This window comes from Paenibacillus sp. FSL R7-277, assembly GCF_000517965.1.
In the GTDB taxonomy this organism is placed as follows: domain Bacteria; phylum Bacillota; class Bacilli; order Paenibacillales; family Paenibacillaceae; genus Paenibacillus_AQ; species Paenibacillus_AQ silagei.
Window position 1 is genome coordinate 71,498 of sequence record NZ_ASPX01000033.1, and the last position, 14,200, is coordinate 85,697.

Genomic DNA, 14,200 nt, shown 5'->3' on the forward strand with positions numbered 1-14,200 from the left:
GCCACGAGCGCAGGACATTTAGCCGCCAACCACATCCATACGGTATTCCTGAGGCGTCGTTCCGGTCCATTTTTTGAATACCCGGGTGAAGGATTGCGGGGTGACGTAGCCGATTAGCGAGCCGACCTCCGCCACTTTCAGCTCCCCTCTGCGCAGCAGCTCTTTGGCCTGGCGGACGCGCAACTCCTCGATATACTCGGACAGATTGATTCCCCGTTCCTGCTTGAACAGGCGGGACAGATAGGAAGGATTGAAGTGGATCACATCGGCCAGACGGACCAGCGACAGGTCCTGGTCGAGATTCTCTTCTATATATATGCAGATCCGGTCGATAACACCCGCCGCCCGCTTCTGCTCGCCGCTCCTGCGGACAGAGAACAGATTCCCGGCGATGTCCTCCAGATAACGGAAGGCTTCTCCCCATGTCCGGTGGACCTCCAGCTGCATCAGCCCGCTTGCCCCGATCTCCTGATCCGCTTCCCATCTGTTCGTATACGACATGAGCATCAGAGCAATAGTGTAATACAGCTCAGTCAAATAAGGGTTGCCCCGCGTGCATTCCTGCCCAGCAGGTTCAGCCATCTCCCCGAACAGCCGGAGGAATTCCTCCTTACGGCCCGCCTCCAGATGTGCAGCCAGAGTCTCCACCTTGCCCTGCATGAACCGGTCACGCATGGTATCCGGCGCCGCCGCTTCATTCAGCTGCACCTTCTGCACCATCCGCTCTCCGTCTCCTGCCCGGTAATGCTGAACCTGCCTCGCTTTATCGTACACTACCTGAAGCCTGGACCAGGCAGACTCCTCCGCACTGAGAGTGATGGCCATCCCGACCTCCAGCGATTCCCTGCACGACTGCTGAATCAGCTCGAAGGTGCCTTCCAGAAATTTAATCATCTGCTCCAAATCCTCCGGCTGCGAAGCCTCTCCCGTCCCGCCCGGCTGAATCAGCCAGATCAGGTCACCGTACCGGTCGATAACCCCAAGGCTGACCGTCCGCTCCTTCAGCAGCTTCTCCGACAGGAACTTGACCGCAAGCGCTGTCTCCCGGCGGTCCATATACGTGCGCGAGGATTCAGGATCACTGATACTGCCCAGAGCGATCAGCACCGGCCGCGAAGCATCAAGCGGAATGTTCAGACGGACGAAGTCCCCGGCCATATCCTGATCCGCCTTGACGCTGTGAATGAGATGGCGGAAATAATCGCCCTGTGCCAAGGTCTCTAGCGTGTTCAGCTGCTCCTTGGATTCACGGATCAGATCATTCACCTGCATGGTGTCGTTCAATTCCTGTAGCGCACGCATCACCGCTTCAATCAGCTTCGGATAACCTTCATTCTTGAGCACATACTGGACGCCCGGAGCCTGAATCGCCTGGTAGACATAATTGAAGTCGCTGTGTCCGGTCAGGAAGACGATTTTGCATTGCGGCCAGCTCCGGCGGATATGCTCCATCAGCTCCAGCCCGTCCATCTCGGGCATGCAGATATCAGACAGGACAATATCCACCCGGGTCCGGTGCAGCAGATTTAGCGCTTCACAGCCCGAGTAGGCCTTGTAGATGTCCAGCTCAAGCTCCATTTTGCCGAAAATTACCGCCAGTCCATCTGTGATAATCTCTTCATCATCAACGATAAGCATCCTGTACATCAGCATTCTCACCTCCAGCTCTAAGCAGGATGGTTACCCTTAGTCCGCCCAGCTCACTCCGGTCTGCCAGCAAGCCGCTCTCTTCCCCGAAGGTTATGCGGATGCGCCGGTGAATGTTCACAAGGCCGGTGGTTTCCGCCTGCTCCTGATAGACATTAAGGGACTCTTTCAGTTGCTCCAGCATGTCATCGCTCAGCCGGTCCCCGTTATCCTCAACGATAATGCGGATATCCGGGCCTTCCTGCGCGAAGCGGACAATGATCAGGCCCTCCATGGCTTTCTTTTCCAGGCTGTGCTTGAACGCGTTCTCAATAATCGGCTGCACAATCAGCCGCGGAACGGACACTTTCTTCAGCTCCTCCGACAAGGCATCGAACCGGACCCCAATTCTGCGGGAGAAGCGCATGGCCTGAATCTCTGTATACATCCTTGCATGGTGAATCTCCTGCTCCAATGACACCAGATCGGAAGCGTTACGGGTGACAAACTGGAAGTATTCCCCCAGCATCGTAGTAAGCTGTTCGATCCGCTCGGTATCGCCGGTCTTCGCCATTGTGTTCAGAATGAAGAAGCTGTTGTACAGAAAATGCGGGTTAATCTGTGATTGCAGCTGCTTCAGCTCTGCCCGCTGGGCCATAATCTTCTGCTTGTACACCTGGTCGATCAGGGAGTGCAGATTGCTCACCATCTGGTTGAAGCGGCTGTACAGATAACGGAATTCATCCTTCGACTCATGCTGGATATGAATGTCCAGATCACCCTGCTCCATTCTCCGGAAGCTCTTCACCAGCGTCAGCATCGGCTTATGAATGAACTTGTAGGTCGATAGTGCAAAAGCAATGATGATGGCAAGCGCAGCCACGGCGAACACCCAGGCCCAGGTATAGAATTTGCTCAGCGGATTCTTGATAATAGCCTCCGGGATGATCCGGTAGATGGACAAGCCAAGCTCCTGTGAGCCGGTCTGGACGATATAATAAGGCGCACCTGCGATCCTCAGCCTCTCCCCGGAGGCCACCGCGCGGATATCCCGGGCATACTGGGACGGTTCCGCCTGCGCCAGCTCGCCGGTCATGCTGTAGAGCGCGAATCTCGCACTATGGGAGAGCAACAGCGTTCCACTGCCGGGATACGTATTGAATTGGCCCAGCGCCGCCCGCAGCTCCTGGGTGTCCAGCTCAATCTCAACCGTCAGCAGCGGCTCCGCCCCCTTGATGCCCCGCTGCTTCATCGCACTAAGGTACAGGCCGCCATCCCACTCAATCACCTGGGAACGGCGGTCCCCGAAGACCGAGCGGATCTCGCGGAAGCGCTTCAGTTCAATCTCACGCACGCCGCCAACTGATGATATGGTCCGACCTATAGTCATGATATGAACCCTGACGTCCTTGATATACGTGCTGCTGTTCTGCACGATGAACAGCCGCTTCATCAGCGAATTCAGATTCTCCGTGCGGTCAATGGTCGGCAGCGTCTCCCAGGTCAGAGCCAGCTTGTTCAGATCCTCATCCTCCAGCAGACTGTATTGCAGCAGCTTCATCCGCTCGATCTCATTCTCCATATCATTTAAGTAGAAGACGGTTTGCGCGCTGGCCGAGCTTCGGATATCGCTGCTGGCCGTTTGCACAATCCACTGATACAGATAAGCGGCGAAGACAAGAATAGGCAGCATAATGAGCAGAAAGGTCACAATCAGCCGCAGAAATATCGTATTGCGCAGTGAGTAATCCTTTTTGAACAACAATCCCAGGCCCCCAGCAATCATTTTCACCATTATAGCCTGAATCCGGGGAGAGCCGCAGGCTTATGCATAACTTCCGGGAGGTTAACCTTTGACACTGCCGAGTACAATCCCCTTCACGAAATATTTCTGCAGGAACGGATAGGCCAGAATAATCGGTAGGGAGCCGAGGAAGATCTGGGAAGACTTCAGCGTCCGGTCCGAGATCAGCGCCAGATCAAGCATGGCATCACGCGACATATTCGACAGGTTCTGCTGGATCACTATCGTCTGAATATAGCTCTGCAGCGGATAGTTGGCCGGATTCCCCATGAGTAGCAGGCCGTCGAACCAGCTGTTCCAGTGCTCCACCATTGAGAACAAGGCCAGTGTAGCCAGCGCAGGCTTGGAGATCGGCACGAAGATAGACCAGACCGTCCGGAAGTGGCCGGCCCCGTCAATCAGCGCCGCCTCTTCCAGCTCCTTCGGAATCTCCCGGAAGAAGTTAAGCAGCAGCACCACACTGAACACAGGAACTGCACCGGGCAGCACCAGCGCCCAGATGGAATCCAGCAGGCCATACTCCTTGAGCGTGGTATACCAGGGGATCAGCCCGCCGTTAAACAGCATCGTGACGAAGAAGGCCCAGGCATAGACGCTGCGGAACCGCAGAGCGTGTGATTCCTTGGATAGCGGGTAGGCCACGAGGATCGTCAGCAACAAGTTCAGCGGCGTCCCAATCCCGATCCGGGTCAGCGATACAAGCATTGACTGCCAGAATTCTGTGCGGCTCATCGTATACATATACGAGGCGAAGGTGAAATCTACCGGCCAGAGCCTGACATACCCTGCGGAGGCGGCCGCGCTGGAGCTGAAGGACACCGCTATAATATGAATAAGCGGGAGGATACAGAGCAGTGAGACCAGAATGAGAAAGGTGGCGTTCAGCACCGATATCCCGTCAAACTTTTTTGAACGGTGAACAGTAGTGATGTCTGTCTGTTTAGGCGTTAGCTGTTGCTGCAAGGGATCTCCCTCCTCTAAAAAATCCGGTATTTGGCGAAACGGTAGGCCAGGAAATACGAGCTGGAAATTAAGGTAAGCGATATGATCGATTTAAAGAAGCCGACGGCAGTCGCTACGCCGTATTGTGCGTCGAGCAGACCGATCCGGTAGACGAAGGTATCCAGGATATCCCCGCTCTCATAGACCTGTGGACTGTACAGATTGAAGACCTGATCAAAGCCCGCGTTCAGCAGTTGACCCAGACTGAGTACCGACAGCAGGACGATGACCATGCGTATGCCCGGAATGGTAATATGCCAGGTCTTGTGCCAGCGGTTCGCACCGTCAATGGTAGCTGCTTCATATAACCCGGGATCAATGCCCGTAATAGCCGCCAGATATACAATCGTGCCGTAACCGAAGTTCTTCCACACATCCGAAGCAATCAGCGTGAAGGGGAACCAGTCATTGTCGCCGAGGAAGAATATCTTGGAGACACCGAACCATCCGAGGAATTCATTCACAATCCCGCCCGATGGAGACAGAATATCAATCAAGATGCCGCCAAGCACGACCCAGGACAAGAAATACGGCAGATAGATCGCTGTCTGTACGGAACGCTTGATTACATTACTGGCCAGCTCGTTCAGCAGAATCGAGAATACCAGCGGAATAATCAGGCCCAGAATCAGCTTGAGACTCGAAATAAACAGCGTATTCCACAGCACCTGTGTGAAGCTTGGCAGGTTCATCACATATTCGAAGTTATCGAGGCCCACCCATTTTTGATCCCCGAACAAGCCCTTGGCAGGGATGAATTTCTGGAATGCAATCATGACACCGGCCATGGGGACGTAGGAGAACAGAATGATCATCACCAGTCCCGGCAAAAGCATCAAATGAAGCGGCAGTTCTTTTCGCAGTTTTGTTCTCATCGTTATCCTCCACATCTGCAGGCAAGAATGGAATGGAGGAAGAAAAGGTCGTTTTCTTCCTCCAGGGGCGCTTTATTTCTTAGTCGCTGCGTACCATTCGTTGACCTCTTGCGTAATTTGATCCCCGCCCAGCTTCTTCCAGTCCTTCACGAACTGGTCGAACTTCTCGATAGGGTCACCCAGAATGATTTTGACAAACATTTCATTCTGCTGCTTCTCAAGCGTTGTCTTACGCTCGACCATAGTCGGAGTCGGAGCGCCGACGAATTTCTCCTGCAGGAACTGGTCATTCTTGATATACTGGTCAGCTATGCCCATGGAGCCCTGCTCTCCATAGATCCGCTCCCAGCCCCACAGGGAGAAGCCCTCCGTTGAACCTGAAGCATAGGACTCCAGCTTCTCCTGGATCGTCTTGGCTTCACCCTTCAGTGTAGAGAAGTCACCAGCCTTGCGGGCAGCATCAATCTCACGGAACGCATCTACATTCTTCGTGACCGGATACGGCGTAACCGGAGACAGCTGCCAGACACTTTCCGCTTCCGGCGGTGCATAGTACTTATCGAATTCGGCTGTCTCGCCCCAGTTCTTCTCCACATGCAGGTTGAACAATTTGATCACCGCTTCCGGATGGGCAGCGCCCTTCTTGACTGCGAAGAAGCGGGTTGTGCTGAACTTCAGCGGCACCTTCGGCGTGTCGCCCGATTCCGAGACAATCGGGAAGGCCTGCCACTGCGCCTTGGGATCATTGTCACGGTTAAGCTGCAGCGGCCAGATGGAATTCCACTGCTCGCCGTATTCCATCCCGATCTTCCCGGCCGAGATCAGCTCGGAGACCTTGCCTCCATCCTTAACACCGAACTCCTGGTCAAGCTGGCCCTTCTTGGCCATATCCTGCAGCACCTGGAGCGCCTTCTTCACTTCCGGTTGAATACTGCCGTAGACCAGCTTGCCGGTTCCGTCATCCAGCCAGATGTTCGGATAGGCATTATACCCGGCCATGAAGCCTTCCAGTCCCATGGCCCCGCCCCACAGATCCTTGGTGATGCCAAGGCCATAGGTATCCTTCTTGCCGTTACCGTCGGGGTCCTTATCAGCGAACGCTTCAGAGATCGCCAGGACATCCGCCATCGTCTTCGGCGGCTGCATACCGAGCTTCTCCAGCCAGTCTGTCCGAATCCAGATATACATCGAGCGTTCAATGGAGGATTCCAGGCTCGGAATTGCCATCAGCTTGCCATCGAAGGTCGCGGCATCGAATACACTTGTGCCTTCTCCCGACAGCACCTTCTTGGTGAACGGGGAAGCATACTTTTCATATAACGCCGTCATATCCTCAAGCTGGTCCGAATCGGCCAACTGCTTGAGCTGGGTGGCGTTGACCGGCGTTACATCCGGCAGATCCCCGGAGGCCAGGGTGACATTGATTTTCTGCAAATATTGATCCGAGGTCTGGCTGCCCTTCACAATCCAGTTATATTTGATCTTGATGCCGAGCTGATCCTCATACAACTTGGTCCAGCGGTTGTTATCAATCGTCTCATCCTTCAATACGCCAAGCACGTTATTCTCTACCACATCGCTCAGATCTCTGACGAACGATAGCTCAATCGGAGGATCGTATTTGCCGAGCGGACTCTCATCTACAGCTGCACTTGGCTTCGGATCATTACCGGCTGCCGCTTCCTTGCCGCCGTTACCGGATTCCAGCTTGCCCGAGCAAGCGGACAACAGCAGTGCAGACAACAACAGGATGGAAGTACTCTTCAGTAAACTCTGACCTTTTCTTGTACCTGTGTTCATAGTCAACCCCCAGTTCAATTATTGTGGTCTTTATTTGGTTACGCTTTCATTATGGGGGAGGCACCTATTTATTGACAACGCTCACATTTTTACTTCACTTATCCGGCATTGACAAAAACACAAAAAAACCATGCTATAATTAAGCATGTTTGCCGGGAGGAGGATGGAAATGGCCCTTATTCACTATGTCGAGTGCAATACAACACACGCTTCGAATTTCGTTGTAGATGTTCCAGCTGGTGCGCATTGGCTCCTGGTCATTACCAAGACTCCGGCGCTATTCTGGGTGCATGGCGGTCTCAAGCAATACCCTGCGCACAGCGTAGTTCTCTACCAGCCGCAGCAGAAGGTCTATTATCAGGCCTGCACCGGCCAGTTCATCAATGACTGGATTCGTTTTGAATCAAGTGAGCCTTATATTACGGAATCACCGCTTCCCTTGAGCATTCCCTTTGCACTTAGCGACCCTGACTATTGCCAAAAGCTGCTTGAGCTGCTGGCCAGCGAGCATCATATGGGCGGGGACTGTAAAGCCTCTTCCATCGATCTGCTCCTGCGCGCACTGTTCAACAAGCTGTGGGAATCCTATTTCCAGGACAATATTACCCCGCAATATTACAAGCTGCTGAAGCTGCGCACGTCCATTCAGACCAATCCCGGGGAGTACTGGACCGTAGCCAGAATGGCCGGTGTGCTGGAGATCAGTTCAGGCTATCTTCAGAATATCTACAAAAAAACCTTCGGACTCTCCTGTATGGAGGATGTCATTAACAGCCGCATCCGCATGGCCAAGGAATACCTCATCCACAGTACAGAGAGCATCGCTGATATCGCAGCACGGTGCGGGTATCCGAACGTAGAGCACTTCTGCCGTCAATTCAAGCAGATGACCGGGTATACACCGCGAAATTACCAGCGACTGGCCAAGGCCGGGGCTTCGCCGCCGTAACTCCAGAGCCTATCGGGGCTTCCGGCCGTTGCCTCCGGTTTGATAACCAGTAAGGGCAACGTTCGGAATTTCAGTTCTGCCGGTCCTCCATGGGAGTTACGCCGAAGAATGATTTATAGGCTTGCGTGAAATGCGAAAAATTGGCATAGCCTACTTTGGCCGCAACCATGCTGATGGGCAGGGCTGTATTCCTTAGCAGCGTTCGCGCCGTGTTCATTTTCTCGGTGATGATGAAGCTCTTCAGGGAGACATTCATTACACTCTTAAACAGCCGCGAGACGTAATTGGGTGTCAGATGGACCGCATCGGCAATATCCGTCCTCCGGATATCAATCTCTATGTTGCTGCGGATATACTGGATGATCGTATCTACCAGCCGCTGCGCATCCTGCTTGGATACGGCCACACTCTGGAAATATTCCATCACATATTGAATCAGCTTCTCCATGTCCGCTACACTGGAATAGGAATGAAGCGACTTGTCCAGCCATTCGCTGCCTTCAAAGATATCATTGACGGAGATGTCCATATACCCTGTCATATGAGAGAGCAACTGCATGAAGTTCTGGTAGAACCGCTTCAGGCGTTCCGCATTCAGTCCTCCTTCCTCTGACCTTTGTCTTAAGAAGGACAACACCTGCTTCAGAATCTGGTCAGGCGATCCCTTGCCGAGGAATTGATTCCACAGATGTATATCCTCAGCATGGCTTGCATTCTGCGGTAGCATCTGATCCTGATTCCATATGAATACGTCATCCAGGAACGTAACATTGTCTTCCTTCATTTTGTGGAGCTCTGTGAACCGCTTGCCCAGCATATCGATAGACAGGGAGGAGCCGGAATAACAGGCAATCCTGCATTTGAAATACTTTTGCATGAATTCCCGCAGGCTGTCCAGCTGCTGCTTAAGAATCCAGGTACTGACCAGTTCGTTCTCGCGGGAGAAAATGATACATAAGAAGCATTGCTCCTCCACTGGGATCAGCAGAATCTGCTGCCTGTAAGCGTCAAAGTGCTCCGTAATAATATTCGACAAGGCATAGGATAAGGTAGGGGGATCCCATACACTATAGGAATCACGGTCACTGATCATATCGATTAACGTCAAGTACACCTTACTGCTCTCGTTAATCGGAATATTGAAGCTTCTCATATCTGCCAGGAAATGCTCCACATGGGTAGAATTCTCTGTGAACCATTCTTTCAGCAGAACCTGCAGAATACGCTCACTGTTATTGAACAGCAGCTTCCCGTAGGAGGAGTATTTCTCGGTCTCGCGTTTGCCCTTAATTTTGCGGACCGCCTGGATGATGGACTGCTCAATATCCTCATATCTGGCCGGCTGAAGAATATAGTCATGCCCGCCCAGCTGAACCGCTTCCTTCGCATACTCGAAATCCGCATGAGAGGTCAGGAACAGGCAGATGAGCTCATATTGCTTCTCCTGCACCCATCTTAGGAGGTCAAGACCGCTTTCCCCGGGCATCTCAATATCGCTGAGCAGAATATCGACAATCTGGCTTTTAAGAATCTCCTTCGCTTCCAGGGCATTGAATGCCTTCAGCACCTGTTCCACCCCGATGGATTTCCAGTTAATCCCTGAATAGATACCCTCTACAATATTGATCTGATCATCCACAATCAGCACAATCATCTAGACCACCCCATTGTTCGTCTCAGGCTCCGCCTGGGATTCGGGCTCGGAATACGGAATGAATATATCCACACATGCGCCGTTGGAGTTGGAGAAAGACAGAATCGCCTTGCCCTTATATTGAATATAAAAGCGGCGCTTCACATTGCTGATTCCCACATGCTGCGAATCTTCCCCGGTCTGCTCCGAATTCAGGCGGCTCAGCTCCTCCTCCGGGAAGCCCTTCCCGTTGTCCAGAATGGTGATGTTGACATAGTTCATTGCGTCATTCTTCAGCAGCCTGACCTTCACATGGATAATCAAGGACTTGTTCTGGTACATCCCGAATTTCATGGAATTCTCAACAAACGTCAGGATCGTGATCGGGGGGATGGGGAAATCCCGGAGCTCGTCCACCACATCCGCCGAGAAATAAATCGGTATGGACTGCGTCATCCGTTGCAGCTCCACATACGTCTCTGTATTACGCATTTCATCCGCCAGGGAGACAAAATAGGGAGATTCCTGAAACATATGCCGCAGATACCCTGACAGCAGAAGGATCATCTCCTGGATCTGCTTATAGTCTCCGTTCTGGGCCAGGGCATACAGGTTGTTCAGGCAATTCAGATAAAAATGCGGGCGGATCTGGATTCTCAGATACTGCATGGTGGCAAGCTGGGCTTCCAGCATCTGTTCATAGGTCTTGATGTTCAGCGACTTGATCTCCTGGAGCATCTCATTAAAGGTCTCGCTCATCTGCTCAAATTCCAGAATCGGGGACTGATTGCTCATGGTTACGTCAAAATTACCGTCTTTGATACTGTTCATCGTATGGACCATGCCCTTAAACGGAGAGAAAAAGGAACGGTTGAGCAGATAATAACCTAGAGGTACAAGGAGCAGACACAGGATCGAGGAGAACAGCAGCGATAACTGCTTGGAGTCCATATTCGCCCAGATGCTCCGCAGCGCCACCAGATACACCATCTTCACCCCGCTCACCCCGAAGTCGCTCTGAATGAACAGGTACTTCTTCTCTCCTACCTTCGTTGTATCATAAGGCTTGCCGCTGCTATTCGTTGTCAATACGTGCGCTGAAGGATCTAAATCGGGATCGGCCGTCAACAAACGCATGTCCCCGGAAGCAAACAGCAACGCATTGGCATTCGCCGAACCGTCCATATTCAATAATTGGGCTGCCCTGTTCAGGTGGATGATGCATACGAAGTAAGCCTGCTTGTATTCAAATACCCGGACCAGATAGGATTCAGCATTCAGCTCGCGCACAAACCACCCGGCAGGCGTGAAATCCCCTTGCTGCATCATCCCCTGCACTTCTTCTGTCAGCTTTGGGCGGTTCATCGTTTCGGTTTTAAGTTGAAATTCATTCCACATCAGTCCGTTAGGGGCGGAATATAGAAAAAAACCGGTAACGATATCATACATGGACATGACATTTTTGCTTTTCTCCAGGATCTCATTGGCGGACAGGAAGGCGTCTAATTTGCCCACTTTATAGCCCAGGACCTTGAAATTCGTATCGTTCGCTACCGTTGTTGACATGAAGGCATGGATATTGGACAAATTCTTCTCGAAGGACGAGGAGTAGACACGGAGCTTGCTCTTGTTCTCCTGCAATATATTGGCGTTCACCACCGTATTTGCCGTATATAGATTGTACAGTAGCAGGCAAATCAGAAAGGGAACGATCAGTAGCAGCAGGATCAGCAGGGTCTGTTTTTTGTATGAAATTCGTGCTCTCGCTCTCATAAGCATCCGGCTCTCCTCGGGGGATATCTATACCAACTTGAACACTCTGTACAGGAGCGGCTGCACCTCAACCTCAAATACGGATTCATTCGGTCTCCCGTAAAAGACCGGCAGTACGTCTCCGGTTCTTACATCCACCAAATTGCGTCCATTCCCGGATACGTGCACCTTAACCTTCGCCTCGCCGTCCGCGAAAGACTCCAAAATAAACGTATCATTATCATACAGGAAGACGGAAATCTTCCCTCCGCACTCTAGATAAATCTTCAAATCGCCCATTAAATGCTGGCGCATGATCGTCAGTACTTCTGCCGGATACTGATACAGCTCGACATAGTCATCAGGTACGGTCAGAACATAGACGGTTCCGTTGCCGTATTTATTTCTTAACAGCACAGGAGCCCAGTGGTTTTCTTTCTTAAGCGCGACCAGACAATCCCCGGCGTTGCTCATATACTCAATGACCGGCAACAGCAAGCTGCTTCCGCTCCAGTAAGAGCCGCTGAAGGCTGAGCCTTCGGAGACAAATTCATTGGAGCAGGCTTTTCTGCCGGTATATCTTGCCGAGGTAAGCTCTTCGATACCCTTGCCCTGCATCTCCCGCAGGAACCCCGAGGTGATACAGACATCCGATCCGTTCAGCAGGTGATTACTCAGCTTATTCATGATGTCAGGATCTTGGGCGCCGCTTGCCGAGATGAAGACAAGGCCGGAGCTGTCCGGGAATTGGGGTGCAGGCTCCAGAGCGAATCCGGCCATGCCCAGATGATCGTACAGGTGATCTTCGCCCCGGGCATGAAACGGCTCATACGCCGATAAGCCCACAGGATTGCCGGCTGCACCCAGCACCTGATCCAGGCGGCCCAGCTCATGACCGAGTGCAGGAATCTGAACGGTGTCGATCAGCCAGCTGTAGCAGAACAAGGTCAGCTCTCTCCCCTTGGCGAACAGCGTGAGATAGGCTTGTTCGAGGAAATAGGAGATATGCGGCGTGCTTCCCAGCGAATCGATCCACCCTCCTGCATTATGCCCGGGCTTCAGCTTCTCCAGCCAGCGCATGAGCGAATAACTGCCATATCGCGGAAGGCTCTGCGCGGAATGGTTGGAATCCCTCGTCTCCGTGCCGGTATAGATCTCATCGAATATCCCGGCCTGCGTCTCGGGATTATACCCCGTCTCCTGATAAGCTTCATACCAGTCCGGGAATTTGATGATCATGTTCACCTTGGGATTGACCGCTTTGGCGGCGCGCATAACTACATTCTCCGATACATCCGTCATCAATTGCAAGCGAAAATCCGCCCAGCTCCGCTCCCCCTTGGCCTTGATACAGGACGGGCAGGTGCAGTTCGTGAAGAAGAAATCATCAATAATCACCTCATCGAACACGCTCGCCGAGAATCTGACCATGTCCTCCAGCTTAAGCAGCTCTTCCTCATTGGTGTAGCACAGCGTTGTGCAAGACCGCTTATAGCCTTCTTCAACCGGCTCGGCCTGGCTTCCAAAAATCGTGCCCCCGCTGCCGTAAACCCCGGTTTCATTCCGTAGCGGCTTGCTCAGTGTCGTCTTCATCAGCGTGGTTGTAATCGCGCCGGAGACCGCAATTCCTTTGCCAAGGAAGAACTGCTTCATGGCTTCAAGCTGCTCTCTGGACATGTCCATATCGTCCCTGTGGGTCTCCAGATAGACCTTGGAGCAGTTCAAATGCTTATCAAAAAAATCAAAACCGCGTCTAAGGCTCTCTACAGAATCAAAATTGGAAATACATCTCGTCGTAAAATATAAGGCTACCTTAAAATTTGAATAGTCCGGCATTGAAATTCTTCCCCCTTATCCTTTAACTGCACCGACAACGATCCCTTTGACAAAATACCTCTGGAAAAACGGATAGACCACCAGTACAGGAAGCAGGCCTATTACCGCAATGGCCATTTTGATTGCAGTTGTCGGAAAGTTCATCGCCATGTTAACCTGCAGCTTATTGCCGAGTCCGCTCATCATGAAGAGTGTGTCGAGCAGCATTTTATTGAGCAGCACCTGCAAGCTGTACAAGCTTGTGTCGCTGATATAATAAAGTCCGTTCAGCCAGTCATTCCAGTACCCGAGTCCGATAAACAGGACCAGTGTTGTAATAATCGGCAGGGACATGGGCAGTACAATTCTCCACAGAATCCGGATCTCCCCGGCTCCGTCAATCTTGGCCGCTTCCGTCACGGCATCCGGAATGTTCGTCGTGAAATAGCTGCGCATCATAATGACGTTGAACGCGTTCATCAGCAAATTGGGAAAGATCAGCGCATACATCGTATTTTTCACATGGAAGACCTGTGTCCACATAATGTAGCTCGGAATTAATCCGCCGGAGAACAGCAGGGTGAAGAAAATGAAAAAGGAAAATAGATTCTTCCCCGGAAGATCCCTGCGCGACAGCGGATAAGCGAACATGGTGGTAATGAGCAGGCTGAGCGCTGTCCCGGCTACCGTGACGATAATGGAGATCAGATAGGCCCGAGCCACATCGCTGGAATTGGTGAATATATACTGATAAGCGGTGAAATCAAGATGGCTGGTGAAGAATGAATACCCGTCCTGAATCAGGCTGGTCTCATTGGTAATGGACGATACGATCAGCAGCAGGAAGGGAATGATACATAATATGGATATTGCAGCCAGGCATAAGTGTACAAACACCCGGAAGCCCTTGTTGGTTTGAACCATCTGCATTCCCTGCTTTCTAT

At 52.1% G+C, this 14,200-nt stretch carries 10 protein-coding genes; 1 reads left to right on the plus strand and 9 read right to left on the minus strand.

What is annotated here, in order from left to right; all coding sequences use genetic code 11:
- Positions 1 to 18 precede the first annotated feature (18 nt).
- From C173_RS11735 to C173_RS11755, 5 genes are all read right to left on the minus strand, one after another.
- Positions 19 to 1,647 carry a response regulator transcription factor gene (locus C173_RS11735; protein ID WP_036725124.1) on the minus strand — a complete coding sequence of 543 codons (1,629 nt, stop codon included), beginning with the start codon at positions 1,645 to 1,647 and terminating at the stop codon, positions 19 to 21.
- Entirely contained in the window at positions 1,625 to 3,421 is a 1,797-nt protein-coding gene (locus C173_RS11740; RefSeq protein WP_235191863.1) for a sensor histidine kinase, read from the minus strand. The genes C173_RS11735 and C173_RS11740 overlap by 23 nt, the downstream gene beginning before the upstream one ends.
- Before the next feature lie 51 nt (positions 3,422 to 3,472).
- Positions 3,473 to 4,360 (minus strand): carbohydrate ABC transporter permease, encoded by an 888-nt coding sequence (locus C173_RS11745; protein ID WP_051478002.1) that lies wholly within the window; start codon positions 4,358 to 4,360, stop codon positions 3,473 to 3,475.
- Between the two features lie 47 nt (positions 4,361 to 4,407).
- Complete coding sequence (locus C173_RS11750) at positions 4,408 to 5,307, minus strand: ABC transporter permease (protein WP_036724972.1); 900 nt, start codon at positions 5,305 to 5,307, stop codon at positions 4,408 to 4,410.
- Between the two features lie 72 nt (positions 5,308 to 5,379).
- Positions 5,380 to 7,107, minus strand: a complete 1,728-nt coding sequence (locus C173_RS11755) for an extracellular solute-binding protein (protein WP_036724974.1) — start codon at positions 7,105 to 7,107, stop codon at positions 5,380 to 5,382.
- A gap of 169 nt (positions 7,108 to 7,276) precedes the next feature.
- Between C173_RS11755 and C173_RS11760 the strand changes: the two genes are divergently transcribed.
- On the plus strand, positions 7,277 to 8,056 hold the full coding sequence (locus C173_RS11760; RefSeq protein ID WP_036724976.1) for a helix-turn-helix transcriptional regulator: 780 nt from the start codon (positions 7,277 to 7,279) through the stop codon (positions 8,054 to 8,056).
- Positions 8,057 to 8,126: 70 nt separating this feature from the next.
- Here C173_RS11760 and C173_RS11765 read toward each other — a convergent pair whose 3' ends face one another.
- Genes C173_RS11765 through C173_RS11780 form a run of 4 tightly spaced genes read right to left on the minus strand, consistent with a single transcriptional unit; the run spans position 8,127 to position 14,180 of the window.
- Positions 8,127 to 9,710: a response regulator transcription factor gene (locus C173_RS11765; protein WP_036724978.1), complete on the minus strand. Its 1,584-nt coding sequence runs from the start codon at positions 9,708 to 9,710 to the stop codon at positions 8,127 to 8,129.
- Positions 9,711 to 11,462, minus strand: coding sequence for a sensor histidine kinase (locus tag C173_RS11770; RefSeq protein WP_036724980.1), 1,752 nt, complete (start codon positions 11,460 to 11,462; stop codon positions 9,711 to 9,713).
- Between the two features lie 27 nt (positions 11,463 to 11,489).
- Positions 11,490 to 13,277, minus strand: a complete 1,788-nt coding sequence (locus C173_RS11775; protein ID WP_036724981.1) for a hypothetical protein — start codon at positions 13,275 to 13,277, stop codon at positions 11,490 to 11,492.
- Between the two features lie 15 nt (positions 13,278 to 13,292).
- On the minus strand, positions 13,293 to 14,180 hold the full coding sequence (locus tag C173_RS11780; RefSeq protein WP_036724982.1) for a carbohydrate ABC transporter permease: 888 nt from the start codon (positions 14,178 to 14,180) through the stop codon (positions 13,293 to 13,295).
- Positions 14,181 to 14,200: the final 20 nt, after the last annotated feature.

What these genes read in the sequence shown, in the direction of transcription:
- C173_RS11735 (WP_036725124.1), bottom strand. Translation starts at nt 1,647, where the DNA reads ATGTACAGGATGCTTATCGTTGATGATGAAGAGATTATCACAGATGGA.
- C173_RS11740 (WP_235191863.1), bottom strand. Translation starts at nt 3,421, where the DNA reads ATGGTGAAAATGATTGCTGGGGGCCTGGGATTGTTGTTCAAAAAGGAT.
- C173_RS11750 (WP_036724972.1), bottom strand. Translation starts at nt 5,307, where the DNA reads ATGAGAACAAAACTGCGAAAAGAACTGCCGCTTCATTTGATGCTTTTG.
- C173_RS11755 (WP_036724974.1), bottom strand. Translation starts at nt 7,107, where the DNA reads ATGAACACAGGTACAAGAAAAGGTCAGAGTTTACTGAAGAGTACTTCC.
- C173_RS11760 (WP_036724976.1), top strand. Translation starts at nt 7,277, where the DNA reads ATGGCCCTTATTCACTATGTCGAGTGCAATACAACACACGCTTCGAAT.
- C173_RS11765 (WP_036724978.1), bottom strand. Translation starts at nt 9,710, where the DNA reads ATGATTGTGCTGATTGTGGATGATCAGATCAATATTGTAGAGGGTATC.
- C173_RS11770 (WP_036724980.1), bottom strand. Translation starts at nt 11,462, where the DNA reads ATGAGAGCGAGAGCACGAATTTCATACAAAAAACAGACCCTGCTGATC.
- C173_RS11775 (WP_036724981.1), bottom strand. Translation starts at nt 13,277, where the DNA reads ATGCCGGACTATTCAAATTTTAAGGTAGCCTTATATTTTACGACGAGA.
- C173_RS11780 (WP_036724982.1), bottom strand. Translation starts at nt 14,180, where the DNA reads ATGGTTCAAACCAACAAGGGCTTCCGGGTGTTTGTACACTTATGCCTG.